Raw genomic sequence first — 23,573 nt, forward strand, 5'->3', positions numbered from 1 at the left:
GGTGATCCGTGCTGACATCGGCACATGGGTGTGCGGACCCGCCGGCACCCCGTTGCCGAGCAGGGAGCCGTATGGACACGTTGCGGAACGCGGTCGCCGTCATCACCGGCGCGGCCGGCGGGATAGGCCGCGCCACCGCCCACTCCCTGGCCCGGCGGGGAGCGCACATCCTCGTGGCCGACATCGACGCGCCCGCTGCACAGACCGTCGCCGAGGAGCTCGCGGCCTACGGAACCGGTGCTCTCGCCGTGTGGTGCGACGTCGCCGGTGAGACGGCCTTCGACGAGCTGAAGGCATCCGCCCTGGACCGTTTCGGCAGGGTCGACATCGTGATGAACAACGTCGGGGTGCTCACGCGCGGCCGTCCGGAGCACATCCCGGTCGAGGAATGGCAGCGCGTCATCGACATCAACCTCATGTCGGTCGTCCGCAGCAACGCCGTATTCCTTCCCTACCTCCTCCAGCAGGGGCGTGGACACATCGTCAACACCGCGTCCTTCGCGGGCCTCTACACCTACGCGTACGACCGACTGCCCTACGCGGCGTCCAAAGCGGCCGTCGTGCAGATCTCCGAAGGCCTGCGGGTCTACCTCCAACCCCAGGGGATCGGGGTGACGGTGCTGTGCCCGGGACCGGTGAAGACGAACATCGCCGCTTCGCTGGGCCCCGGCTTCGGCCCCGCCGTCGCCACGCGCGGCCCGGGTGGGCAGTTCGCCGTCCTGGACGCGGACACCGTCGGCGAGCAGGTGGCCGAGGCGGTGGTGGACAACACGTTCATGGTCTGCACGCACGAACACGTGCGTGACGTTCTCGTGGAGCGAGCGAGTGACTGGAACGCGTTCATCGAGCGGCAGACGGCCGCCATGACCGACCGCTGAGCAGCGGCGCACGACTCAGGAGGAGCGGGGAACGCCGTGGACGGAACGCACGGGAGCGGGCGGCCGGACCGTCGGCTCGCGGTGGTGGCCCGGCGGTTTAGTCATGGTCACCGGGTGCTGGTTGCGGACATCGACGGCGGGCGGGCGGAGTCTGTCGCCCGGGTGCTGTCCGAGGTCTTCGCCCGGACCCCGCTCGCCCGCCAGGGCACGATGCTGGAGATCGCGGACGCGGTGGAGTTCCTGGCTCTGGTGGTACTCAGGCCGTGGGGGCCTCGGGCGGGGCCGGGTCCAGGACTTCGCGGCCGACGGCTCCCGCGAGTGCGGCGGCCGGGAAGCCCGCGTAGGCGGCGGAGTGGAAGACGACCTCTTCGAGTTCCTCCCGTGTGAGGCCGTTGCGCAGGGCGGTGGGGAAATGGATCCGCAGCTCGCTGTCCGCGCGCAGGGCGATGAGGATGCCGAGGGTCACCAGGCTGCGCGCACGCAGGTCGAGCCCGGGCCGCACCCACAGCCGGCCGAACACGGTCTCCAGGCTCTGCTCGCCCAGGGCCGTGGCGAACCCCTCCCCGATCGTGAGGTCGTCGCTGTCATGGGCCGCCAGGTCCGGGATCATCCGGCGCAGGAGATCCATACCGTCATCACGTGCGCTGCTCATCGCTCTCCGATCACCAGATCCACTAGGTCCGTCAGGTCCGTCAGATGAAGGGCGGCCAGGCCACTCCGGCCATCTCGTCCTCGGTGAGGGGCACGAGCGACTCGGGGGACGGGGTCGCCAGGAGTGATCCGACGAGGCTGTCGACCAGGTCGGCGAGCTCAAGGCCGAAGGGCGGCACGGGCCGGCCCAGGGCCCGGGCACGCTCGCGGTCGGCTGCGGTTTGCACGATCAGGGTCATCGCCCGGGCCAGCCGGTGCGCCCGCAGGTGCACCGGCAGATGCGGCAGATGAACACCCAGCCGCTCGTGGAAGTCGTGCAGCACCGCCCGCACCTCCTCGGGCAGCCGGTCCAGGAGCTCCTGGTGTCCCTGCTGGCGCAGGGTGACGATGAAGCCCAGGTAGTGACTGCCGGGCTGGTCCCCCTGCTCCAGGATGGCCAGCGCCTGACACATCAGCAGACCACGCAGGTCACCGGGGCGGTGCCGCTCCAGCAACTGTGTCCGCCGCGCATGCAGAGCAGGCAGACGGAACTCGATGACCGCATCGATGAGCCGGTCCTTGGAACCGAAGTGATACTGGACCGCCGAATTGTTCCCGGCCCCCGCCTCGGCACCGATCTGCCGCAGGGACACACCCTCGATGCCGTGCAGTGCGAACAGGCGTTCGGCGGCCGTCACGATCTCGGCCTTGGTGGAGCTCAAACTCGTTCCGGTCACACACCCATGGCAACACGCTCAATCGACTAAGTCAATCGTCTTAGGGTTAAGCCGTCCATGGGCGGGTGCTCGACTCCTGAGGCCAATCGGGTGCCTATACGGAGTTGGAGTCGGCGGGCGTCTCTGAGGATGACGCGACCTCGGAGGCGTGCTCGGGCAGGATGCCGATCTTCTTGCGCTGGGTGAACCAGTACACCCCGAACGAGAGGGTCAGCAGGACGACGGGGAAGAGGAGGCCGCCCCACTGCAGGTACCAGTGGAAGGGCGGGGCGGGGTTGTACAGGACCCGGCGCGGCCAGACGACGTTGACGACCATGACGCTGGCCCAGACGAGCGCGGCGAGGCAGATCGGCAGGCCCAGCTTGCCGAGGCTGAAGTACCGCGGGTCGGGCCGGCCCCAGGAACCGTTCATCTTGGCACGGGTGAAGGGCGCGACGACCAGGATGTAGGAGACCAGGGCGAAGACGATGGTCGTGCTGGTGACGGTCAGGAAGATGGCCGGCTGCCCGATGTTGTAGACGAGGATGGCGACCGCCACCACGGCCACGATGATGGGCGGGATCACGGGAGTCTTGGCGCGTGCCGCCACCCTCGCCAGGCCGGAGGAGCCGGGCAGCGCGTTGTCGCGGGCCATCGCGAACATCATGTTGACCGCGCCGGTCTGGTTGGCGAGGCCGCAGACGAACACCGCGATCGCGGCGCAGACCAGCATGACATCGCCCAGGGTCTCGCCCAGGACGCTCTTGACCACGTACGCCAGGCCCTCCTTGGAGATCCGCTCGCTCTTCAGGTCGTCCACCGACATGACCGCGGTCAGGATGAGCAGGGCCCCGAACACGCCCGAGGCGACGACGGCGCGGATGATGGCGCGCGGGCTGGTCCGCTTCGGGTCGATGGTCTCCTCGCTGACCGAGCCCGCGGTGTCGAAGCCCCACATGACGATCAGGCCGAGCAGCATGCTCAGGAGCAGGGCCCCGAGGTAGCCGGCGCTGTAGTTCGCGCCCGTGCCGTTGGTCTCCAGTACGGCCGCCGGTCCGCGCTTGGTGTGGACGAGGAAGCCGACGATGAGGACGACCGAGCCGATCAGCTCGACCGACACCCCGACGTTGTTGACGAAGGAGCGGACCTTGCTGCCCGCCAGGCTGACCACGGTGGTGAGCGCGATCATGATCGTGCCGAGGATGACGCCGTTGATCGAGCTGTCATGAGCGCCGCTGCCGTCGCCGTAGATCCAGAACGCCGTTGATATCGCCGGGAGGATGGTCTGCATGGTCAGCGCGACGGCTGCCGTCGACATGACCAGGGCCAGGATCATCGAGACTCCGGCCATCCAGGAGACCCCGGTTCCGCGGGTGAGCTGCTTGGTCCAGTTGTAGACCGACCCGGCGAGCGGGTAGCGGACCGCCAGTTCGGCGAAGGCCAGCGCGAAGAGCAACTGCCCGACGACGGCGACGATCCAGGCCCAGATGGAGGCCGGACCACCGCTCCCGTACACGAAGCCGAACAGCAGGAACATGCCGGTCAGGATCGAGATGAAGGCGAACCCGGTGGCGAACGTCGAAAAGCTCCCGAGAGTCCTCGTGAGTTCTTGCTTGTATCCGAACGCGGCGAGCTCGCGATCGTCGGACGAGTCGTGGAGGCTCACACTGGACTCCCATCGATTGGCTACCGGTAAGCGGTAATGTGTTACTGAGCATGCTCGCGCCTATCGATCGTGTCAATGGCCGAAACGAGACCTTTCGCGAGGGGTAACAAACAGTGCATATCCGCACTTGACGGACGTCAAGGGACCGCTTCGGGTGCGGCTGTGCGGTCGCCTGCGGAGCGAGAGGGAATCAGACGCGGTGAGGAGCCTGGCCGGTCGGCCGACCGTTCTCGACGGCTCGACGGCTCGACCAAGAGGGCGCTCTCGTCGCTCGCCGCAGGGCCGGCTACGCGATCTTCGTCCCCGGCGGCCTCATCTTCGCGACCCGGGTCTCACGCAGGACGCTTCACTCGGCTTCCCGGTGGGCACGTCCGCAGCAGGTCATCCCGCCCACGCGGTCGACAGGGGCAGCGCGGTAGCGGTCTGCGGCTACGTGGCGTTCCTCGGCATATCGGCGCCGGCCGGTCCGGCGGCCCGGAAGCTCTCTGATCTCGTGTGGTCGACGACCAATACGGGTTTCGGCCGGACCGCCCGTCTGCGCAACGGCTTCCGCTCGAACGCCCGGGGCGGTGCCCTCGTTGATCGCGACGTCGAAGGGCCGAAGGTCCATCTGGCCAGGAAGAACAGTTACGCGCGCCGGGCCCGCCACGGGCGAGAAGCCCCATTGCAGGCCGGCCGCGCTGCTCGTGTGTTCGGCGCTGCCCTGGGACGGCGCCGAACACACGACGTGATCGCCCCACTCAAGGGACGTGGCGGCGGGCGCCGTGTGGCGGCCCGCCGCGTCACCCGGAACCGGTCAGGCGGTCGGCCTCGCGTGGCCCGAGCGGAGTGCCGCGACGACACCGCCGTCCACCAGCAGGTCGGTGCCGGTGATGAAGGTGGCGGCCGGGCCGAGCAGGAAGGCCGCCGCTTCGGTGATGTCCGCCGGGGTGCCGAGGCGCTTGGCCGCCGACGCGCCGATCATCGCGCGCATCGCCGTGCCGCTCTCGCCCGCCAGTTCCTCCTGGCCCATGGGGGTGGAGATGACGCCGGGGCTGATGGAGTTGATCCGTGCGCCTGACTCGCCCCACAGCACGCTCGCTGCCTGGACGCGCAGCTGGTTGGCACGCTTGGCGAGGCCGTAGGCGCCCTGGCACACCGTCTCCGGGGCGGTGAAGGGGAGCTTGAGCAGGTCGTCGGCCGGAGTATGGGCCAGGGCCTGCTCCTGCTCGGCGGTGAGCGGCGGGGCCAGGTGGCCGGCCATGCTGGAGATGACCACGCCCGCCCCGCCCGGGGCGACGACCCTGCCGAACTCCTCCAGTACGAGTGCGACGCCCAGCAGGTCGACGGCCAGGACCGCGGCGGGCGGTGCCTGGACCGGGGAGAGTCCCGCGGTGTGGACGACCTCGACGACGCTGCCGAGAGCCGCCGCCTCGTCGGCCAGGGCGGTCACCGAGTCACGGGAGGAGACGTCGACCGGGTGTACGGCTATGTCGTACCCCTCGCCGCGCAGTGTTGCGGCGGCCGAGTTCAGCAGTTCCTCGTTGAAGTCGGCGAGCAGGACCTTGCGGCCCACGCCCTGCCGCCGGGCGATGCTCAGGCCCATCCCGCCGACCCCGATCACGACCACCACGTTGTGGCTCATGGCGTACTCCCATTTTAATTACGTTCCGTTTCGTAATGTGAGCCTACACCTGGACCTAGGATGGGGGGATGGGAGAGGCGCGTCGGCGGGGCCGACCACGTGACGCGAAGGCGGACCTGGCCATCCTGGAGGCCACCCGGGATCTGCTGATCGAAAACGGATACGCCCGGCTTTCGATGGAGGGCGTCGCCGCGCGCACCGGAGTGGGCAAGCCGACCGTGTACCGGCGCTGGCCCTCCAAAGGCGCTCTCGTCGCCGACGCCCTGCACCACAGCCTCCTGGCCACGACGCCGGGGCACGCCGTCGCTCCCCCCGACACCGGCGACATCGAGCGGGACCTGAGGACCTGGCACGAGGCGTACACGCGGATCACCACGGATCCGCGCAACGTGCCCCTCGTCCTGGCGCTCACCGCGGCAGCGGCCGAGAGCCCGGACGACGCCGACGTGCTCTACCGGCAGCTCTCCGGCCCCCAGCACCAGGCGCTCACCGACCGGCTGCGCGCCGCGGCCGACGCCGGTCAACTCCGTGCCGACGTCGATCCGGAAGGTCTGGCCGCCGTCGCCGATGCGCTCGTCGGCGCCTTGCTCTACCAGCTCCTGACCGGCAACGCCGCGGTCGCCGAACGACGAGCCGCCGCGCTCGTCGGCATCCTTCTCGCGGGACTGCGCGGCTGAACGGCCCGCGCCGTGGCTGTCGCGGGCCTGACGGCTCCGGCCCGCGCGCTCGTGGAGATGGCCGTCCCGTCCGCGGCAGGGCCGGTGCCCGGCGAAGCTCCTCGGCGTCGGCGAGCAGCCTGTACGGGACCGGCAAGCTCCGTGAACGAACTCGGCAGACGGCGCGTGTGCCGGGCACGCGGCAGGTCGGCGACCGAGGACGAGGAGCCCAACCGTGGATCCGCGCACGGATGGTTCCACGTACGGCGCGAGGCCGGAGTCCTCCGGACCGTCGGCGATGTTGTGGAGGTCCGAGAGGAGCCGACCGATGTCCGCGGCCAACGTGGCGGGGGAAAAAAACCGGGCGACGTCCACCGTCGTCGCCCGCCGCGTCGCATCCGCCATGATCTCCACCTCACCCGGCCCGCCGACACCGCGGCATCACGGCGCCCTGCTAGTCCGCCGGCCGGCACACCCTCCGGTACGTCGCGTCCGGTAGGTACGTCCGCCATTGCGCCCTGGTCAGGTCCGCTCCCGCCCTGGCGCACACCTGTCGTACCGCCTGGGCGGGGTCGACGGTGTACCGGTGGAGGGGGACGTGGGTGCCGCTCGCGTACAGGGTGTCGGCGTCGGCGCCGAAGGCGAGGGAGGTGAGTGGTTCGCCCGGGGTCGGGAGGGGGCCGCCCAGGGGCTGCCGGGTCTGGACGTCCCAGAGCTGGAGGGTGCCCGCGTCGCCGCCGACGGCGAGGGTACGGCCGTCGGGGCTCAGGGCGAGCGCGGTGACCGCCTCCGGAGCGTCGGCCGAGGTGTGGAGGAAGGCGTCGTCCAGAACGGCCGCGCGGTCGCGGGGATCGCCGTCCCAGAGGGTGACCCGGCCGGTGAGGCCACCGGCCGCCAGCCAGAAGCCGTCGGAGCCGCCGGAGTCCCCGGAGTCCCCGGAGCCGCCGGTCGTGAAGGCGGTGGCGCGGATGCCGTCCTCCTGCGCCAGGGTCGGGGGGAGCGGGCGAGGCGAGGGCAGGCGGACGGCACGGTCGTCGCCGACCAGGATCCGGCCGCCGGGGCCGAGCGCCAGGTGCCTGCTCGCCAGGCCCTTCACCACGCCGGTCCTGCGGGCACGCGCCGTGTCCCAGACCTCGTCCACGGCCCCGCCGGCGTCCGTGGCACGGGCCGCGTAGAGGGTGCGGCCACCGGGGGCCAGGGCGAGGGAGAGCACGTCGTCGGCGGGGGCTGCGGGTGTCAGCGCCAGGGTGGCCGGCGCGCGGGCGCCGGTCAGGTCGCGGACGACGATCCGCCGGGCCGTGCCATAGGCGAACGTACGTCCATCGGGGCTGAAGGTCATCAACGGCGGCCCGGTGTCCGGGAGGGATGGGAGGGACGGGAGGGGGTGGGCCCGTTCGGTGTGGCCGGTGGAGCGCAGGGTGAAGTGGTAGGCGGCACCGGTGTGTTCGACGGTGGCCAGCGTGTCGCCGTCCGGGGCGAGCAGCGCGGCTGCCAGGGCGTGTGCGCGCCAGGACGATGTCGTCGGTGTCGTCACGTCGAAGGAGCGGACGGTGTTGTCCGAGAGGTGGCGGAGTGTGGGGCGGGCAGGGTCCCAGGACAGGGCGCCGTAGGCCTGCTGGTCGTCGAGGGTGTGGCGGAAGACGGGGGCGCCGGGGGCCGCCAGGCGCCACACCCTGATCTCCGTGGTGTCGGCGGTCGCCAGGAACGCCCCGTCCGGGCTGAACGCGGCGGAGTCCACCTGCGAGTCGTCCGGGGCGGCCAACTGCCGTCCCGTACGGGTGTCCCAGACGTGGACGCCCACCGCCGAGACGAGCGCGAGCCGGTGTTCGGCCACGTCGGAGCCCCGGCCGAACACCAGCCGTACGTCGTCGGCGGCGCACAGGTCCCGGGCGCCCTGCCAGGCGCCGGGGAGCCCGCGGTGCGCGGTCCGGTCCCATACCTCCAGTCCCCGGTCGGGGGTGCATACGGCGATCTGCCGGTCCTCCGGGTCCGGGGCGACGGCGGCCACACCGGGCGCCCGGGTCTCGTACAGCAGCCGGTCGTCGGCCACCGAGCGCAGTTGCAGGCGCCCGGAGTCCTGGTCGCTCAGCAGGTAGCTGCGGCCGCTGCCGCCGAAGGCGATGTCGGTGGAACGGCGCGGGAAGGGTTCGGGGGCGCCGGTCCAGCGGCGCCGCGCGGTGTCCCACAGCCGTATCCCGTCGGGGGTGGAGAGCGCGAGGACCCGGGCGTCGGGGGCGGCGGCGATCAGCTGGGCACCGGCCGGCAGCGTTCCCGAGGCGATGCCGGCGTGCGTGGTCACGTTCCAGGTGTGCCAGGTGGTGCCGTCGACGGTCAGCAGGGTGCGGCCGGAGTCGGCGAGGACGGGGCTCGGGCCGTCCGGCGTGGGGACCGTGAACGCGTCCAGTCCGGGCTGGGCGAGGGCGGCGAGCACGGCGCGGCGGGACTCGGGCAGCGGGGACAGCCGCCAGGCGGCGGCACTGAGCAGCAGCGCCGTGCGCGGGTCGGTCGTCCGCAGGGAGTCGGACACGGCGGCGATCCGGCGGGCGGCGGCCTCGGTGCGCTGGCGGCCGTTCGCGCTGTGCTGGGTCCAGGCCAGCAGCCCGGCCGCCAGCGCCACGGCGAGGACGGCGGACAGCGAGGTGAGCAGGAGCCGGGAGCGGCGGGCGGCCCGGGCGGCCGTACGGTGTTCCGCGTCCCGGGCCTCGCCGGCCCGCTCGATGAACTCCTTCTCGTTCCCGGTGAGTTCGGGGCCGAGCAGATCCTGTGCCCGGTCGAGGCGGGTGCCCCGCCACAGGGCGCCCGTGTCGCGGCCGGCCTCCCGCCAGGCGAGCGCGGCCTCGGTCAGGCGCCGGTGGTCGCGCAGCCGCTCGCGGTCCTCCTCCAGCCAGTCGGCGAGCCGGGGCCAGCAGGTGATCAGCGCCTCGTGCGCCAGCTGGACACCGTCCTCGTCCGCCGTCAACAGCCGGGCCCGGGACAGCAGTTCGACGACACGTGGCACCAACGGATCGGCCCACTCGTCGAGTTCCGCCCGGGGCAGCGGGCGGCGGGTGTCGGGCGTGCCCGCGCCCCGCCCGGGTTCGACCAGCCGCAGCAGCAGCCGTCGGGCTGTCGTCCGCGCCCGCGGGTCCAACTGCCCGTACACCTCCTCCGCACTCGCCGCGATCGCGCCGCGCACCCCGCCCGCCGCCTCGTACGCGGCCAGGGTGAGCATGCGGCTGCGGCGCCTGCGCCAGGTCTCCAGCAGGGCGTGCGAGAGCATCGGCAGCCCGCCGGGCTCGCCCTGGACCTCGTCGACGATGCGGGCGGTCAGCTCCCGCTCCACCAGCAGGCCGGTCGCGGCGGCCGGCCTGACCACCGCCTCCCGCAGTTCCTCGGCCGTCATGGGGCCGAGGGCCAGCGCGGCACCCCGCAGCGCGTCGGCCAGGCCCCGGTGTTCCAGGCAGCGGGCGTAGAAGTCGGCGCGGACGGAGACCAGCACCCGCAGCCCGCTGTCCGGCGCCCGCGCGGCCAGCAGCAGGTCGATGAAACGGGCCCGCTCGGCACGGTCCCGGCACAGCGTGAACAGCTCCTCGAACTGGTCGACCACCACCCAGCTCTCCGGCGCGCCGTCCGCCGCCGGGGCGAGCAGGTGCCCGTAGGCCGCGGCGGGACTGGGCCCGGGCGTGAGGATCCGCAGCACCGCCGGGCCCGTGCCGCCGGCGACCCGCTCCCGCAGCCGGGGGATCAACCCGGCCCGCAGCAGCGACGACTTGCCGCTGCCGGACGCCCCGAACAGCACCGCGAGCCGATGCTCCCCGACCAGCCGCTCCAGCTCCGCCAGCATCCGCTCCCGCCCGAAGAACAGCCCCCGGTCACCGGGTTCGAAGCGGGCCAGCCCCCGGTACGGCGGACTCGCGTCCCGCTCCTCCTCCCGTACGGCGCCGGCCAGCGCCGCCTCCGTCTCCTTCCAGCGGGTCTCCCACTCCGCAGGGTCCCCACCACAGGCGAGCACATATCCCCGTACGGCATTCCAGGTGGGCAGCTGTTCCCCGGCCGCCGCCCGGGACAGTGTGGTCGCGGACACCCCGGAGACCGCGGCCATGCTCCGGTACGACGGACCCCCGGCCGTCCGCCGCAGCTCCCGCAACTGATGCGCGAGCAGCGGCACGGGTCCGGCATCCGGATCGAGAGCACCCTCGGGACGCGCCACTTCGTCCACCTCCTGAGACACGGCGGCCTTCTTTTAGGGGCGCGGGGAACTGCGCGACCAGCCACATCCGTCCCGCAGCGAACCGACGACCTCAACCCACCTGAAAACCAGGCACCGCTCACCACACAAGAGACCGATCCGGCACGGACGGTTCCGGTTGTTTCGGCTGATCAACGGGGGCTGTGCATCAACCCCCGCCCCACAACCCTCGGTACCGACACTCCAACCGAGGGGGAAGCTTGCACAGAAACCTCAAACGCGCCGCGGCCACCGCCGTCGCGTCCGCCGCCGTCGCCGCCCTGGCCACGGGCCTGACCGACCCGCCCCCGGCGACAGCCGCACCGGCCGCGGTGAAGTCCGTCGAGACCCAGGGGAATCACGGCAAGGGCACGCACCTCGTCACCCTCATCACCGGCGACCGCGCCGTCCTGGACGCCAAGGGCCGTTTCCTCGGGCTGCAGCGGGCCAAGGGCCGCGACCGCGTCCCCGTACAGGTCCGCACCGTCGCCGGGCACACCCTGGTGATCCCGATGGACGCGGCCCGCATGGTCGCGAACGGCACGCTCGACCGGCGGCTGTTCGACCTCACGGAGCTCGACAGGGCGGCCGTCCGCGAGAACCAGCGGAACGGCCTGAAGGTCATCGTCGGCTACCAGGGCACCGCCCGCACCGCGAGGGCCGACGTCCGGGAGACCGGCACCCTCTCCGCCACCTTCGGATCCCTCGACGCGGATGCCGTGCAGACCCCGGTCAAGGACACCCCCGAGCTGTGGAAGGCGGTCACCGACGGGGACCGTACCGCCTCCGGCATCGCGCACGTCTGGCTCGACGGGGTCCGCAGGGCGAGCCTGGACAAGTCCGTGCCGCAGATCGGCGCACCCGCCGCCTGGGCCAAGGGCTACACCGGCAAGGGCGTCAAGGTCGCCGTGCTGGACACCGGCATCGACACCGGCCACCCGGACCTGAGAACCCAGGTGATCGCGGCCAGGAACTTCACCGCCGCCCGCGACACGACCGACCACTTCGGCCACGGCACGCACGTCGCGTCGATCATCGCGGGCACGGGCGTCAAGTCCGGCGGCACGTACAAGGGCGTCGCCCCGGACGCGAAGCTCCTCAACGCCAAGGTCCTGGACGACGAGGGCGGGGGCGACGACGCCGCCATCCTGGCCGGCATGGAGTGGGCCGCCGCGCAGGGCGCCGACATCGTCAACCTCAGCCTGGGCGGTGCCGACACCCCGGGCGTCGATCCGCTGGAGGCCGAGGTGAACAGACTGTCCGAGCAGAAGGGCATCCTGTTCGCCATCGCCGCCGGCAACGAGGGCGAGGGCGGCGACTCCACCCTGGACTCACCGGGCAGCGCGGCCGACGCGCTCACCGTCGGCGCGGTCGACGGCTCCGACAAGCTCGCGTACTTCTCCAGCCGCGGCCCGAGCGTCGACGGCACGCTCAAGCCGGACGTCACCGCGCCCGGCGTGTCGATCACCGCGGCGGCGGCCAAGGGCAGCGTCATCGACAAGGAGGTCGGTGAGAACCCGCCCGGCTACCTGACCATCTCCGGTACCTCGATGGCCACCCCGCACGTCGCCGGTGCCGCCGCGCTCCTCAAGCAGGAGCACCCCGACTGGACGTACGCCCAGCTGAAGGCCACGCTCATCGGCTCCGCGAAGGGCGGTGACTACACGCCGTTCCAGGGCGGGGCCGGCCGCATCCAGGTGGACAAGGCCGTCGACCAGACCGTCACCGCCGCACCGACGTCCGTCGACTTCCCGGTCCAGCAGTGGCCGCACACCGACGACACCCCGGTCACCCGGCAGCTGACGTACCGCAACAGCGGCACGGAGGACGTCACGCTGAGCCTGACCGCCCAGGGCTACGACCCCACGGGCAAGGCGGCCCCGGCCGGCTTCTTCACCCTCGGCGCGGACCGGGTCACCGTGCCCGCGGGCGGCACCGCGTCCGTCGGTGTCACCGTGGACACCAAGCCGGGCGGCAGCCTCGACGGCGGCTACTCGGCGCGCGTCACCGCCACCGGCGCCGGCCAGACCGTCACCACGGCCGTCGGCGTCGTACGGGAGACCGAGCACTACAACGTCACCCTCAAGTACGTGAACCGGCCCGGCCGGACCCCGAAGCACGTCGCCTCGCTGATGTCCGTCGACGGTCTGGGCCCGGCCGCCTGGCTGTCGTCCGAGTCGACCGCCGACACCACCGTCGTCCGGATGCCCCCGGGCAGGTACATGCTGGAGTCGGCCAGCGCGCAGGACCTGACGACGTACCAGGGCGGCCTCGACTGGCTGATCCAGCCCGAGCTGAACGTCACCAAGGACATGACGGTCACCCTCGACCTGAACAAGGCGAAGTCGCCCGACATCACGGTGCCGGACCCGGCGGCGAAGCCGAAGAACGCGTGGGTCGGCTACCGGTACTACCCGGGCCAGAACGGCGCGGACGGCAACGGCGTCCTCGTGCGTTCCTTCGCCGACATCCGCGTCGCACACGTCGGCCCCCCGGTCGACCACCTCGCCGAGACCTGGTCCGGCCAGTGGACCAAGGGCGCAAACGCCGAGTACGACACCGCGGCCGCCGCGCCGGTCAAGAGGATCACGGCGTACGTCCGCCACTACCGGGCGAGCGACTTCGCCACGCTGGACATCGGCCTGGGCGCCTCGGCCTCCGGCAAGACCGGCGCCGTCGCCCTCACCGGCTCCGTGCCCAACGGCTACGGCTTCATGTCCGCCGGCGCCGACGCCGTACCGCAGAAGCTGCCCGGCACCCGCACGTACCACGTGTCGGCGGTCGACGGCGTCCAGTGGCGGCCCGACTTCTACCAGTACTCCGGGAGGAAGGACGCCGAGGGCAACCCGGTCCCCGAGGCGGACCTGTGGGCCGACGACTATCTGAACCTCAAGGCGGGCCGCACCTACCGACAGCGGTTCGACACGGGGGTGTTCGGACCCCGGATGAACTCCTCGGAGGGCCTGTTCCGCGAGGGGAACCAGCTGTACGGCCAGCTCTTCCCCTTCACCGACGGCGCCGGGCACGCCGGTGACTCGGACCTCGCCTCGGCGACCACCACCCTCTACCGCAACGGCACGAAGATCGGCTCCAACAGCGACCCGGTCACCGGGAAGGGCCGGTTCAAGGTCCCGGCCGGCGACGCCGCCTACCGGCTGACCGCGTCGGTGCGTCGCGCTGCCGGGGTCGCGAGGGCCGGTTCGCGGATCGACGTGAGCTGGACCTTCCGGTCGAGGAAGCCGTCGGGCGGCCTGCCCGTGCAACTGCCGGCCTCCATGGTCCGTTTCGACGCGCCCACCGCCCTGGACAGCACCGTCCCGGCCGGCCGCACGGCCGTCTACCCGGTCACCGTCCAGGGCGCGGCCAAGGGCGCCAACCTGAGGTCGCTGGCGGTCTGGGCGTCGTACGACCACGGCCGGACCTGGCAGAAGGTCACCGTCACGCACGGCAGGGTGACCGTGAAGAACCCGGCGAAGGGGAAGTCCGTCTCCCTGCGCGCCGAGGTCACCGACAAGAAGAACAACACGTCGACGATCTCCGTCTACGACGCCTACTACGGCAGGTGAGTCTCACCCGCATGTGCGGCAGCCCCGGGCCGATGGCCCGGGGCTGCTGTCGGCCGGCCGGGCCCCCGGCGTACCGGCACGGGAGATCGGGCGTGACCTCTACACGCTCTACGTGCGGACGTACGGCTGGGACTGGCTCGCCCGACTCGCCACCCAGGACCCGCAGTTCGCCCGCGGCAGCTACACGCCGGGCGCGGCCGTCGCCGGCGGGCAGACAGCGGGCCGCGATCCTGAAGCAGGCCGAGAATCCTACCGCCGCCAAGCTCTACCCCAACTGGCGACTCTCCCCGGAACAGCAGAAGGCGGCCACCAACGGCTGGTCCGTCCGCACCGACGTCACCCCGCCGGCCGGACTCAAGCCCATCTGGGAATACCCCGACAACAACCTCGACGGCTTCCCGCGCTTCATGGCCGACCGCGCGGCGATCGAGCGCTGGAAGCAGACCTTCGCCCTGTACTCCGGCGAGGTCGAGGGAGCCCCGTCCCCGGGCCGGCTCGGACTGCACCCGGGAGCCTGATCCGACGGACGTGCCGGTCACCGGCTGGGTGTGAAGCCCGTCCCGGCCGTTCTCCCGCCGGAACGGCACCGGTCGGCTCCGCGCCGGGGACGGCGTTCGCGGCGCCGGCCGGTGGCCTACGCCCCGGTGACGACGCGTACGAAGACGACCGGCTGGGTGTCTTCGTTGCGGTAGGCGTACTGCTGGTCGCTGGCGATGACCGCGCTCTGTCCGGGCGTCAGCACGTGGGGACCGGACTCCAGTGTCAGGGTCAGGCGGCCGGAGAGCACGTGATGGATCTCCTGTGCGCCGGGTCTGTCGGGCTCGGCGGTGTAGGCGCCACCGGGGGCCAGGGTCCAGCGCCAGAGTTCGGCGCGCGGGTCCTGCGTTGCTCCGAGGAGGAGTGCCTGGCTGCCGTCGGGGTCCTGCCATACGAGCGTCCCCTCGACCTCCTCGTCCGCGGTGTCGCGTGCCGGGAGGGCGAGGGCGGCGAAGTCGGTGTCCAGGGCCCGCGCGGCCCGGTCGACGGTGCTGAGGCTCGGATTGGCCTGGCCCAGTTCGATGTCGGTGAGCATGCGCCGGCTCAGTCCGGCGGCCTCCGCCAGTTGCTGCACGCTCCAGCCGCGCTGTTTGCGCAGGACCCTGATGCGCCCGCCGATGCGGGTGACGAACTCCTGCGTGCTGCCGGCGGTGACTTCACTGCTCATGGTGAGCAATATAGTGCACAAAGAGCTTGCCGCGGGTAGGGGTGGGCAATATATTGCTCATCATGCGAGTGATAACCACTCCCCATGTCTCCGAGCGGGCCGTGCTGGCCGCGCTCCGCGAGGCGTTCGGGGATTCTTCCCACAGTGAGCCGGCCGGCCCCGGCCAGTTCGTCGTCGACCTGCCGGGCGGCGGTGACGTCATCCACTACCCGGCCGTACTGCCCGCCGCCGGTGTCCACGCCGTCAAGGTCTCCCCGTACCTGCCGCGGCCCGCCGGCCCCGCGGTGGTCACGGCCTGGACACTGCTGATGAGCCTGTCCACCGGAGAGCCGGTCGCCCTGCTCGACGCCTCCGCCCTCACCGCCGAGCGCACCGCGGCCACCACCGTGCTGGCCGCCGACCTCCTGCTGCCGCCGGACGCCCGCACCGCGGCCGTCATCGGCTACGGCCGTATCGGCCGCGCCCACTCCCGCTATCTGAGCCTCGTCCGCCCCGGCATGACCGTTCGCGCGTTCTCGCCCGTGGGGATCGACGAAGTCGAGGGCGAGGACAAGGCCGTCTCCTCCGTCGAGGAGGCGGTCGAGGGTGCGGACCTGGTGATGCTGTGCACCTCGGCCGCCGACGACGTACTCGATCCTCGTGACCTCGCCGCGGGGGCGGTCGTCACCTCGATCTCCACCAACGCCCCCGGTGCGCGCGAGATCCCGCCCGCGGCGGTGCCGGAACTGGACGTGTACGTGGACGCGCGCACCAGCCTGCGGGTCGCCGCCGAACTGCTCCAGGCCGCCGCATCGGGCTGGGATCCCGCCCTGGTGCGCGGCGACCTGGCCGACCTGGTCACCGGCAGTGCTCCGCGCCCGAGCGGTGAACGCCCCGTGTACTTCCGGTCCGTCGGGCTGGGCATCGAGGACGCGGCCGTCGCCTGGGCCGCCTACGAGAACGACAACGCGACGACCGAGGAACGGCACTGATGAAGATCCGCGAGTTCGAAGTCGAGCGCTGGATGAACGACTACGAGGAGACCTGCCGCTACAACCTGGCCGAGACCTGCGTCCGTTCACTGACCGCCGGCGAGCTGCTGGCCCTGTCCGGCCGGCGCGACGAGGTACTGGCCGAGCTGGCCGCCACCCCGCTCACCTACGGACCGATCCCCGGCAGCCCGCGCCTGCGCGGCCTGGTCGCGGGCCTGTACGCGACGCAGGGCCCGGACAACGTCCTGATCACCCACGGGGCGATCGGCGCGAACGCACTCGTGCACACCACCCTCGTCGAACCCGGCGACCATGTCGTGGCCGTGGTCCCCACCTACCAGCAGCACTACTCCATCCCCGAGAGTTACGGCGCCCGCGTCGACCAGCTGCCGCTTCGCGAGGAGCACGGCTGGCTGCCCGACCTCGACGCACTCGACCGCCTGGTCACCGCGGACACCAGACTCATCGCCGTCAACAACCCCAACAACCCCACCGGCGCGCTGATCGACGAGGCCGGCCTGAAGCGGATCGCCGAGATCGCGCGGCGGGCCGGGGCGTGGGTGCTGTGCGACGAGGTCTACCGAGGCGTGGACCAGGGCGGCGACGGCTTCACCGCCTCGATCGCCGACCTGTACGAGCGGGGCATCTCCACCGGCAGTATGTCCAAGCCGTACTCGCTGGCCGGACTGCGCCTGGGCTGGATCGTCGGACCGGCCGGACTGCTGGCCGACGTCTCCACGCACCGGGACTACACCACCGTCAGCGTCGGCCGCGTCGACGATCTGCTGGCGTCTGTCGCGCTGGAGAACAAGGACGCGATCCTGGCCCGCGCCCACCGGATCACCCGCACCAACCTCGCCATCCTGGACGAGTGGATCGGCGGCCGCGACGACATCGGCTACGTCAGGCCGTCCTCGGGCACCACCGCACTCCTGCGCTACCGCGCCCCGATCGGTTCCTACGAGTTCTGCACCCGCCTGCTGGAGCGGACCGGAGTCATCTTCACCCCCGGCGCCGCCTTCGGCATCGAACACACCGTCCGCATCGGCTTCGCCGACGACACCGAGACCCTGCGTACCGGCCTGGACCTCGTCGGTCAGTTCCTCGACCACCTCGCCCAGTCGTAGTCTTCGTCACCACTCACCGGTCACGGGGCATGTCCCGGTCGGCCGACGGTGCGCCGCTGGAGGAACAACTGTGTGAGCGCACGCGTCGCAGTCGAGGAATCGGCGGTGCGCACGGTGAGGTGGATGTCCCGGGCCACCCCCGCCGGCTCCACGATCTCCAGGTAGGTCACGCCGGCCCGTGGCACAGCCGCGAGCCCGGGAACGAGGGCCACGCCGAAGTCGGCGGCCACCATGTCGAGCAGCATCTCGTAATGGTCGGAGCGGAAGGCGATCTCCGGTTCGAAGCCCTCGGAGCGGCACAGGAGTTCGGTGACCGCTTGGAATCCCTCGCTCGGCACGGTCGACAGCCAGACGGCGCCGGCATAGTCGCGCAGCCGTGCCGTCGTCCGTCCCGCCCGGTGCAGATGCGGAGGAACGGCGAGCAGCAGCCGGTCGCGGTGGAGATGGAGCTGTTGCAGCCCGCGCAGATCGGGCCGCGGCAGTCGCTCGTACTGATGGGTGACGGCGAGGTCGATCTCCCCGGCCGCCACAGCGGGGATCGCCTCCTCGGGCTCGACCTCCCTGAACGTCAGGGAGACCTCGCCGTGCCGCTGCCGGAAGGCCATGAGGGCGGGCAGGACCAAGGTGGAGGCGGCGGTGGCGAACGCGGCGACGCGCACTCTGCCCCCGTGCAGACCGGAGACGGCGCGGACGGCTTCCTGGGCGGCGTCGAGTTCGGCCAGGACGCGGTTCGCGTGCTCGGCCAGGATGCGGCCCGCCTCGGTCAGGCGGACACTGCGCGCGGAGCGTTCCAGCAGGGCGACGTCCAACTCCTGCTCCAGGGCGGACAGTTGCTGGGAGGCGGCCGAGGCCGTGCACCCCGCGAGCCGAGCGGCGCCCGCGATGGAGCCAGACCTGGCGATGTCGCGCAGCAGGCTCAGCCTGCGAGGATCGAGCATAAGAAAAGCATAAGCTCAGATGAAGCAGAAGGATATTTCCTGATGCTTCCCGGCTGGGAGAACGTGACCGGACACCACGATGACCTCCAGGAGAACCATGTTGTCCACACCTCCCGACTCCCAGGCGGACCAGCCCGCCCCGCGCCTCGTCCGGCCGCCGTCGCCCGCTGACCTGGACCATGCGTGGCGGACGGTCAGTACCCGCCTGCCTCCCACCCCGGTCGACCTCGGTGCCGGATCCACCGGCAGCACGCACTTCGCGCTCAAGCTGGAGTCCCTGCAGCCCACGGGTTCCTTCAAGGTCCGCGGAGCGCTCGCCGCGCTCTCCGCTCTCCCCGAGGGCACCCGTGTCGTCACCGCGTCCGCCGGCAACCACGGGGCGGGCGTGGCCTACGCGGCCCTCGCGCTCGGCCGCCCGGCCACCGTCGTGGTCGCCGAGAACGCCTCCCCGGCCAAGGTCTCCCTGCTGCGCCGGCTCGGCGCCGACCTGGTGCAGGTCGGACGCTCCTTCGACGAGGCCGAGGCGCATGCTCTGGCCCTCGCCGAGCAAGGTGCCCACTATCTGTCCGGATACAACGATCCGCACGTCATCGCCGGTCAGTCGACCATCGGCCGGGAACTGGACACGCAGCTGGACGGCGACCTGACAGTGGTGTGCGGCGTCGGCGGGGGAGGGCTGGCCTCCGGCCTGGGGCTGTGGGCCGCGACCCGTCCCGGCGTCCGGGTGGTGGGCGTGGAGGCCGAGGTGTCCACGGCGGTGAGCGCGGCCGTACGGGCCGGTCGGCAGGTCACCGTGAGCATCGGGGAGACCCTCGCCGACGGCATGGCCGGCAACATCGAGCCCGGCTCGGTGACGCCCGGCCTGATCGCCCGGCACGTCGAGGCCATGGTGACGGTCACCGAGGCCGAGATCCGCGCGGCGATCCGCTACCTGGTCACCGAACGCGGCTACGTGGCCGAAGGCTCCGGCGCGGCCGCCGTCGCGGCCCTGCTCGCGGGCAAGGTGCCGGTCCACGGCCGCGCCGTGGCCGTCGTCTCCGGCCGCAACATCACCCTGCCGGCCCTCACAACAGCCCTGGAAACAGCCGCCTGACCTGCGCGACTGGCTCCCTCGCACGCCTGTGGGCCCAGGGGCACAACTCCTGGCGCTCCCCGGCGAGCATAAGTACCGCTTACGTACAGCGACAGCAGCACAGTCTCCTTGCCCGACCGGCGGGACCCCTACCCTCTTGCCACCAGTCGGCCGAGTTTCGGCCACAAGGCGCGAGTCCGACGACACCGCCGACCGCACCGCCGACCGCACCGCGGCCGGCGTCCGCAGCCCCACCGTGGGGACCACCGCCTTCCTCCGGTGCGCGCCCGACCTCCCGGCCGGCCCTCACCGCTCCGCTCATGCACTCCCCGCCCCGCGCAGTGCCCCCAAGGAGAAACCATGTCCACACGCACAGCCGCGTTGCCTCGGCGACGCACTCGCCCGGGTATCCGAGCAGTCCTGGCGACGGGCGTCGTCCTGGCCCTCGCCCCCGCCTGTGCCAACCCCGACGACGCCGGCACCGCCGCCTCCGCGTCGGCCGCCGGCCAGGCCGGGGCCCAGGTGTCGGTCAAGCGCGATCCCGCGCTGTACGCCATGGTGCCGGACAGCTACAAGAAGGCGGGCCGCATCCAGGTCGCCACCAACGCGCCCTTCCCGCCCTTCGAGATGTTCGCGGCGGAGAAGAAGCTCACCGGTCTGGAGATCGACCTCGGCCACGCCCTGGGCAAGCGGCTGGGGGTGCCGTTCGAGTTCTCCCAGCAGCCCTTCGACGGCCTGCTTCCCGGCCTGCAGGCGAAGAAGTACGACGTGCTGATGGCCGGTCTGTTCGACACGAAGGAACGGGAGAAGACCGTCGACTTCGTCGACTACGCCCGCTCGGGCTCCGCCATCCTCGTGGTCAAGGGCAATCCCGGCGGGATCAAGACGCTGTCGGACCTGTGCGGCAGGACGGCAGCGGCGCAGACCGGCGCCCAGCAGGTGGCCCTGTTGAACAAGCGGAGCCGCACGTGCAAGGCCGCCGGCAAGCAGGCTGTCACGGTCAAGACCTTCCCGCAGTTCTCGGACGCGTTGCTGGCGATCAAGACCGGCAAGGCCGACACGATCCTGGGCGACCTGCCGGCCCTGCGCTACTCCGCGCAGAAGGACGACTCGGTCGAGGTCCTCACGGACCCGGCCGCACCCAACGGCTATGACGCCGTGCCGATGGGCATCGGACTGCCCAAGGACCAGCCCGTCCTTCGCGAAGCCGTCCGCAGAGCCCTGGCCGGCCTGATCAAGGACGGTACCTACGGCAAGATCCTCGACGCCTACGGCGCCGGCCACATCGCGGTGAGCGCTCCCTCCGTCAACAAGGCGGAGGACTGACCCGATGACGTCCGTTCCTTCCACCGCCATGCCGTCGGCTGTTCACGACGCCGACCTCCCCGTCCGCAGACTCCGCAGGCCGGGCCGTACCGCCATGGCCGTCGCGGCCGTGCTCTGCGCCGCCGGCATCGTCTGGAGCTTCGCCACCAACCCCAACGTCGACTGGCACACCGTCGGCGCCTACCTGTTCGCCCAACTCACCGTCAAGGGCGTGTGGGTGACGTTCTACCTGACCGTGATCAGCATGCTGATCGGCGTGGTCGGCGGCACCCTGATCGCGGTCATGGCACTGTCCGACAACTACGTGCTGCGCGCGATCGCGGCCTCCTACACCGCGCTGTTCCGCGGCACGCCGGTCCTGGTGCAGATCATCTTCTGGGGCTTCATCGGGGCGTTCTTCCCCCACCTGACCATCGGGATCCCCTTCACCGACGTCGTCCTGTACTCGGCCCCGACCAGCAGCCTGGTCTCGGCGACCACCGCCGCGATCCTGGCGCTCGGCCTCAACGAGATCGCCTACGCCGCCGAGATCGTCCGCGGCGGCATCGACTCCGTGGACCCCGGCCAGCGTGAAGCGGCCTGTGCCCTGGGCCTGACTCCGGCCACGACGATGCGCCGCGTCGTCCTGCCGCAGGCGATGCGGGTGATCGTGCCGCCGATGGGCAAGGTCATCCCGCTCCTGGTGGTGGCTTCCCTCTGGTACCTGGCGCTCACCGCCCTGTTCACCCTCGGCCAGCGTCAGCTGGAGAAGTACTACGGCCGCGGCACCCTGCCGGGGTCCGCCCGCAAGGGGCAACCCTCCAAGAACTCCGAGCGGGCCGCAGCGGCCGGGAGGTCACGATGAGCACGCCCATGGTCAGCGCGATCGGCGTACACAAGGCGTTCGGCCACAACGAGATCCTCAAGGGCATCGACCTCACCGTCGAACAGGGCGAGGTCGCCTGCCTGATCGGCCCCAGCGGTTCCGGCAAGAGCACGTTCCTGCGCTGCATCAACCACCTGGAGCGCATCGACTCCGGACAGCTGTACGTCGCCGGTGAACTCGTCGGCTACCGCCGCCACGACGGCTACCTCCAAGAGCTCTCCGAGAAGGAGATCGCCCGTCGCCGCAGCCGCATCGGCATGGTCTTCCAGCGCTTCAACCTCTTCCCGCACATGACGGCGCTGCAGAACATCACCGAGGCCCCGCAACGGGTTCTGGGCCGCACCCGGGACGAAGCCGAGGAGGAGGCCCACACCCTCCTCGCCCGTGTCGGCCTCGCCGGCCGGGAGAACCACTACCCCTCCCAGCTGTCGGGAGGCCAGCAGCAGCGGGTCGCCATCGCCCGTGCCCTCGCCATGCGGCCGGAACTGATGCTCTTCGACGAACCGACCTCCGCCCTCGATCCCGAACTCGTCGGCGAGGTACTGCAAGTCATGCGGGACCTCGCCGAGTCGGGAATGACCATGGTGGTCGTCACCCACGAGATGGGCTTCGCCCGTGAGGTCGCCGACCAGGTCGCCTTCCTCGACGGCGGCTGCGTCATCGAGCACGGCTCCGCCAAGGACGTCCTGACCACTCCCGGCCACGAACGCACCCGCGCCTTCCTCGCCCAGGTCCTGTAGGAGGCCATCCATGATCACACCAGACGCCACGGCCGTGGAACCGGACCAGCGGGGACTCGACGAAGTGGTCGAGTTGTGCCGGGACCTGATCCGCATCGACACCAGCAACTACTTCGACGGCACCGGCCCGGGGGAACGGCAGGCGGCCGAGTACGTCGCCCACCGGCTGGACGAGGTAGGCATCGACAGCACCCTGCTCGAAGCCGGCCCCCGTCGCACCAGCGTGGTCGCGAGGATTCCCGGACGCGACCGCTCGCGCCCGGCCCTGCTCGTGCACGGACACCTCGATGTCGTGCCCGCCGACCCGCACGACTGGTCCGTCGACCCGTTCGCCGGGGAGATCCGGGACGGCTGCCTGTGGGGTCGAGGCGCCGTCGACATGAAGAACATGAACGCGATGATCCTGGCTGCCGTGCGACGGCTGGCCCGCAGCGGTGAACTGCCCGCCCGGGACATCGTCCTGGCGTTCCTCGCGGACGAGGAGGCCGGCGGTGACCTCGGTTCACGGTGGCTCGCCACCCACCATCGCGATCTCCTGGACGGCTGCGACCAGGCCGTGAGCGAGTGCGGCGGATTCTCCATCGACGTGCCCGGCGCCGACCGGCGCGTCTATCTCATCGAGACCGCGCGCAAGGGCGTCGCCTGGCTGCGTCTGAGGGCCCGCGGCACGCGCGGCCACGGCTCGATGATCACCAACGACAACGCCACCGCGCACCTGGCTGCGGCCGTGACCCGGCTCGCCCGGCACACCTGGCCGCTCGAGCTCACCGCGACCACCACCCGCATGACGAACGAGCTGCGGGATCTGACCGGGATCGACGTGACGGAAGACGACCTCGGCGGCACCCCCCTCGCCCCCGTCGCGGGGATGATCAGCTCCTCCCTGCGGCACGTGGCCAATCCGACCGTGCTGCGGGCCGGAGACACCGTCAACGTGGTCCCGTCGCACGCGGAAGCACTGGTGGACGGACGCTTCGTCCCCGGCCTTCACGAGGAGTTCCTGCGCACCGTCGCCGACGTCGTCGGACCCGGCATACAGGTCGACGTCATGGATTTCACGGCCGCGGACGAGGTGGACCCCAACGGCTCGCTGATCTCCGCCATGCACCAGGCCCTGAGTGCCGAAGACCCCACAGCGACGGTGATCCCGTACTGCTCTTCCGCCTCGACCGACAACGCCTCCTTCGCCCCGCTGGGTATCCAGGGGTTCGGTTTCGCCCCGCTGCAACTGCCCCCGGGCTTCAACTTCGCGGCCATGTTCCACGGGACCGACGAGCGTGTCCCTCTCGACAGCCTCCGCTTCGGAGCCCGCACTCTGCACCGGTTCCTCACCGACAACTGAAATCCGGACAACTGAAATCCGGACTGAAAGCCTCAGCACCCACAA

At 71.4% G+C, this 23,573-nt stretch carries 17 protein-coding genes and 1 pseudogene; 11 read left to right on the plus strand and 7 right to left on the minus strand.

The genetic code is table 11. The features are described 5' to 3' along the window. The first annotated feature begins 71 nt into the window (after window positions 1-71). Window positions 72-878 carry an SDR family oxidoreductase gene (locus AB0D85_RS39930; RefSeq protein WP_362331832.1) on the plus strand — a complete coding sequence of 269 codons (807 nt, stop codon included), beginning with the start codon at window positions 72-74 and terminating at the stop codon, window positions 876-878. Between the two features lie 256 nt (window positions 879-1,134). Here AB0D85_RS39930 and AB0D85_RS39935 read toward each other — a convergent pair whose 3' ends face one another. The 4 genes from AB0D85_RS39935 to AB0D85_RS39950 all read right to left on the minus strand — a co-directional run bounded on the left by AB0D85_RS39935 (window position 1,135) and on the right by AB0D85_RS39950 (window position 5,514). Continuing rightward, window positions 1,135-1,530, minus strand: coding sequence for a carboxymuconolactone decarboxylase family protein (locus tag AB0D85_RS39935; RefSeq protein WP_362331836.1), 396 nt, complete (start codon window positions 1,528-1,530; stop codon window positions 1,135-1,137). 40 nt (window positions 1,531-1,570) lie between these two features. Further along, on the minus strand, window positions 1,571-2,245 hold the full coding sequence (locus AB0D85_RS39940) for a TetR/AcrR family transcriptional regulator (RefSeq protein WP_362331839.1): 675 nt from the start codon (window positions 2,243-2,245) through the stop codon (window positions 1,571-1,573). A gap of 94 nt (window positions 2,246-2,339) precedes the next feature. After that, window positions 2,340-3,890 carry an amino acid permease gene (locus AB0D85_RS39945; protein WP_362331842.1) on the minus strand — a complete coding sequence of 517 codons (1,551 nt, stop codon included), beginning with the start codon at window positions 3,888-3,890 and terminating at the stop codon, window positions 2,340-2,342. A 796-nt stretch (window positions 3,891-4,686) separates the two neighbouring features. Next, window positions 4,687-5,514, minus strand: coding sequence for an SDR family oxidoreductase (locus tag AB0D85_RS39950; protein WP_362331845.1), 828 nt, complete (start codon window positions 5,512-5,514; stop codon window positions 4,687-4,689). A 68-nt stretch (window positions 5,515-5,582) separates the two neighbouring features. Between AB0D85_RS39950 and AB0D85_RS39955 the strand changes: the two genes are divergently transcribed. After that, entirely contained in the window at window positions 5,583-6,191 is a 609-nt protein-coding gene (locus AB0D85_RS39955) for a TetR/AcrR family transcriptional regulator (RefSeq protein WP_362331848.1), read from the plus strand. A 433-nt stretch (window positions 6,192-6,624) separates the two neighbouring features. Here the strand turns inward: AB0D85_RS39955 and AB0D85_RS39960 are convergent, their stop codons facing one another. Then, a complete protein-coding gene (locus tag AB0D85_RS39960; protein ID WP_362331851.1) occupies window positions 6,625-10,380 on the minus strand; it encodes a hypothetical protein in 3,756 nt (1,251 codons plus the stop codon). A 218-nt stretch (window positions 10,381-10,598) separates the two neighbouring features. Between AB0D85_RS39960 and AB0D85_RS39965 the strand changes: the two genes are divergently transcribed. Together AB0D85_RS39965 and AB0D85_RS39970 are read left to right on the plus strand one after the other, a co-directional pair. Then, a complete protein-coding gene (locus AB0D85_RS39965; RefSeq protein WP_362331854.1) occupies window positions 10,599-13,943 on the plus strand; it encodes a S8 family peptidase in 3,345 nt (1,114 codons plus the stop codon). A gap of 97 nt (window positions 13,944-14,040) precedes the next feature. Further along, window positions 14,041-14,461: pseudogene (locus AB0D85_RS39970) on the plus strand (ABC transporter substrate-binding protein); the annotation flags it as partial. 116 nt (window positions 14,462-14,577) lie between these two features. On the opposite strand, the gene AB0D85_RS39975 reads toward AB0D85_RS39970, so the two are convergent. Next, window positions 14,578-15,147 carry an XRE family transcriptional regulator gene (locus AB0D85_RS39975; protein WP_362331857.1) on the minus strand — a complete coding sequence of 190 codons (570 nt, stop codon included), beginning with the start codon at window positions 15,145-15,147 and terminating at the stop codon, window positions 14,578-14,580. A 62-nt stretch (window positions 15,148-15,209) separates the two neighbouring features. On the opposite strand from AB0D85_RS39975, the gene AB0D85_RS39980 reads away from it, so the two are divergent. Then, entirely contained in the window at window positions 15,210-16,118 is a 909-nt protein-coding gene (locus AB0D85_RS39980; RefSeq protein WP_362331860.1) for a hypothetical protein, read from the plus strand. Continuing rightward, the gene (locus AB0D85_RS39985; protein ID WP_362331863.1) at window positions 16,118-17,245 is read left to right on the plus strand and encodes an aminotransferase; all 1,128 of its coding nucleotides are present in this window, start codon (window positions 16,118-16,120) and stop codon (window positions 17,243-17,245) included. Before AB0D85_RS39980 ends, AB0D85_RS39985 begins: the two co-directional genes overlap by 1 nt. 20 nt (window positions 17,246-17,265) lie before the next feature. Here AB0D85_RS39985 and AB0D85_RS39990 read toward each other — a convergent pair whose 3' ends face one another. After that, window positions 17,266-18,183: a LysR substrate-binding domain-containing protein gene (locus tag AB0D85_RS39990; protein WP_362331866.1), complete on the minus strand. Its 918-nt coding sequence runs from the start codon at window positions 18,181-18,183 to the stop codon at window positions 17,266-17,268. Between the two features lie 97 nt (window positions 18,184-18,280). Here AB0D85_RS39990 and AB0D85_RS39995 point away from each other — a divergent pair, with 97 nt between their 5' ends. The 5 genes from AB0D85_RS39995 (at window position 18,281) to AB0D85_RS40015 (ending at window position 23,528) form a co-directional block, all read left to right on the plus strand. Beyond that, entirely contained in the window at window positions 18,281-19,276 is a 996-nt protein-coding gene (locus tag AB0D85_RS39995; RefSeq protein WP_362331869.1) for a pyridoxal-phosphate dependent enzyme, read from the plus strand. A 339-nt stretch (window positions 19,277-19,615) separates the two neighbouring features. Further along, entirely contained in the window at window positions 19,616-20,581 is a 966-nt protein-coding gene (locus AB0D85_RS40000; protein ID WP_362331872.1) for an ABC transporter substrate-binding protein, read from the plus strand. A gap of 4 nt (window positions 20,582-20,585) precedes the next feature. Next, window positions 20,586-21,425: an amino acid ABC transporter permease gene (locus AB0D85_RS40005; protein ID WP_362331875.1), complete on the plus strand. Its 840-nt coding sequence runs from the start codon at window positions 20,586-20,588 to the stop codon at window positions 21,423-21,425. After that, a complete protein-coding gene (locus AB0D85_RS40010; RefSeq protein ID WP_362331878.1) occupies window positions 21,422-22,186 on the plus strand; it encodes an amino acid ABC transporter ATP-binding protein in 765 nt (254 codons plus the stop codon). The genes AB0D85_RS40005 and AB0D85_RS40010 overlap by 4 nt, the downstream gene beginning before the upstream one ends. A gap of 10 nt (window positions 22,187-22,196) precedes the next feature. Then, window positions 22,197-23,528 carry a M20/M25/M40 family metallo-hydrolase gene (locus AB0D85_RS40015; protein WP_362331881.1) on the plus strand — a complete coding sequence of 444 codons (1,332 nt, stop codon included), beginning with the start codon at window positions 22,197-22,199 and terminating at the stop codon, window positions 23,526-23,528. The last annotated feature ends 45 nt before the right edge of the window (window positions 23,529-23,573 follow it).

The organism is Streptomyces sp. NPDC048277, from assembly GCF_040652235.1.
In the GTDB taxonomy this organism is placed as follows: domain Bacteria; phylum Actinomycetota; class Actinomycetes; order Streptomycetales; family Streptomycetaceae; genus Streptomyces.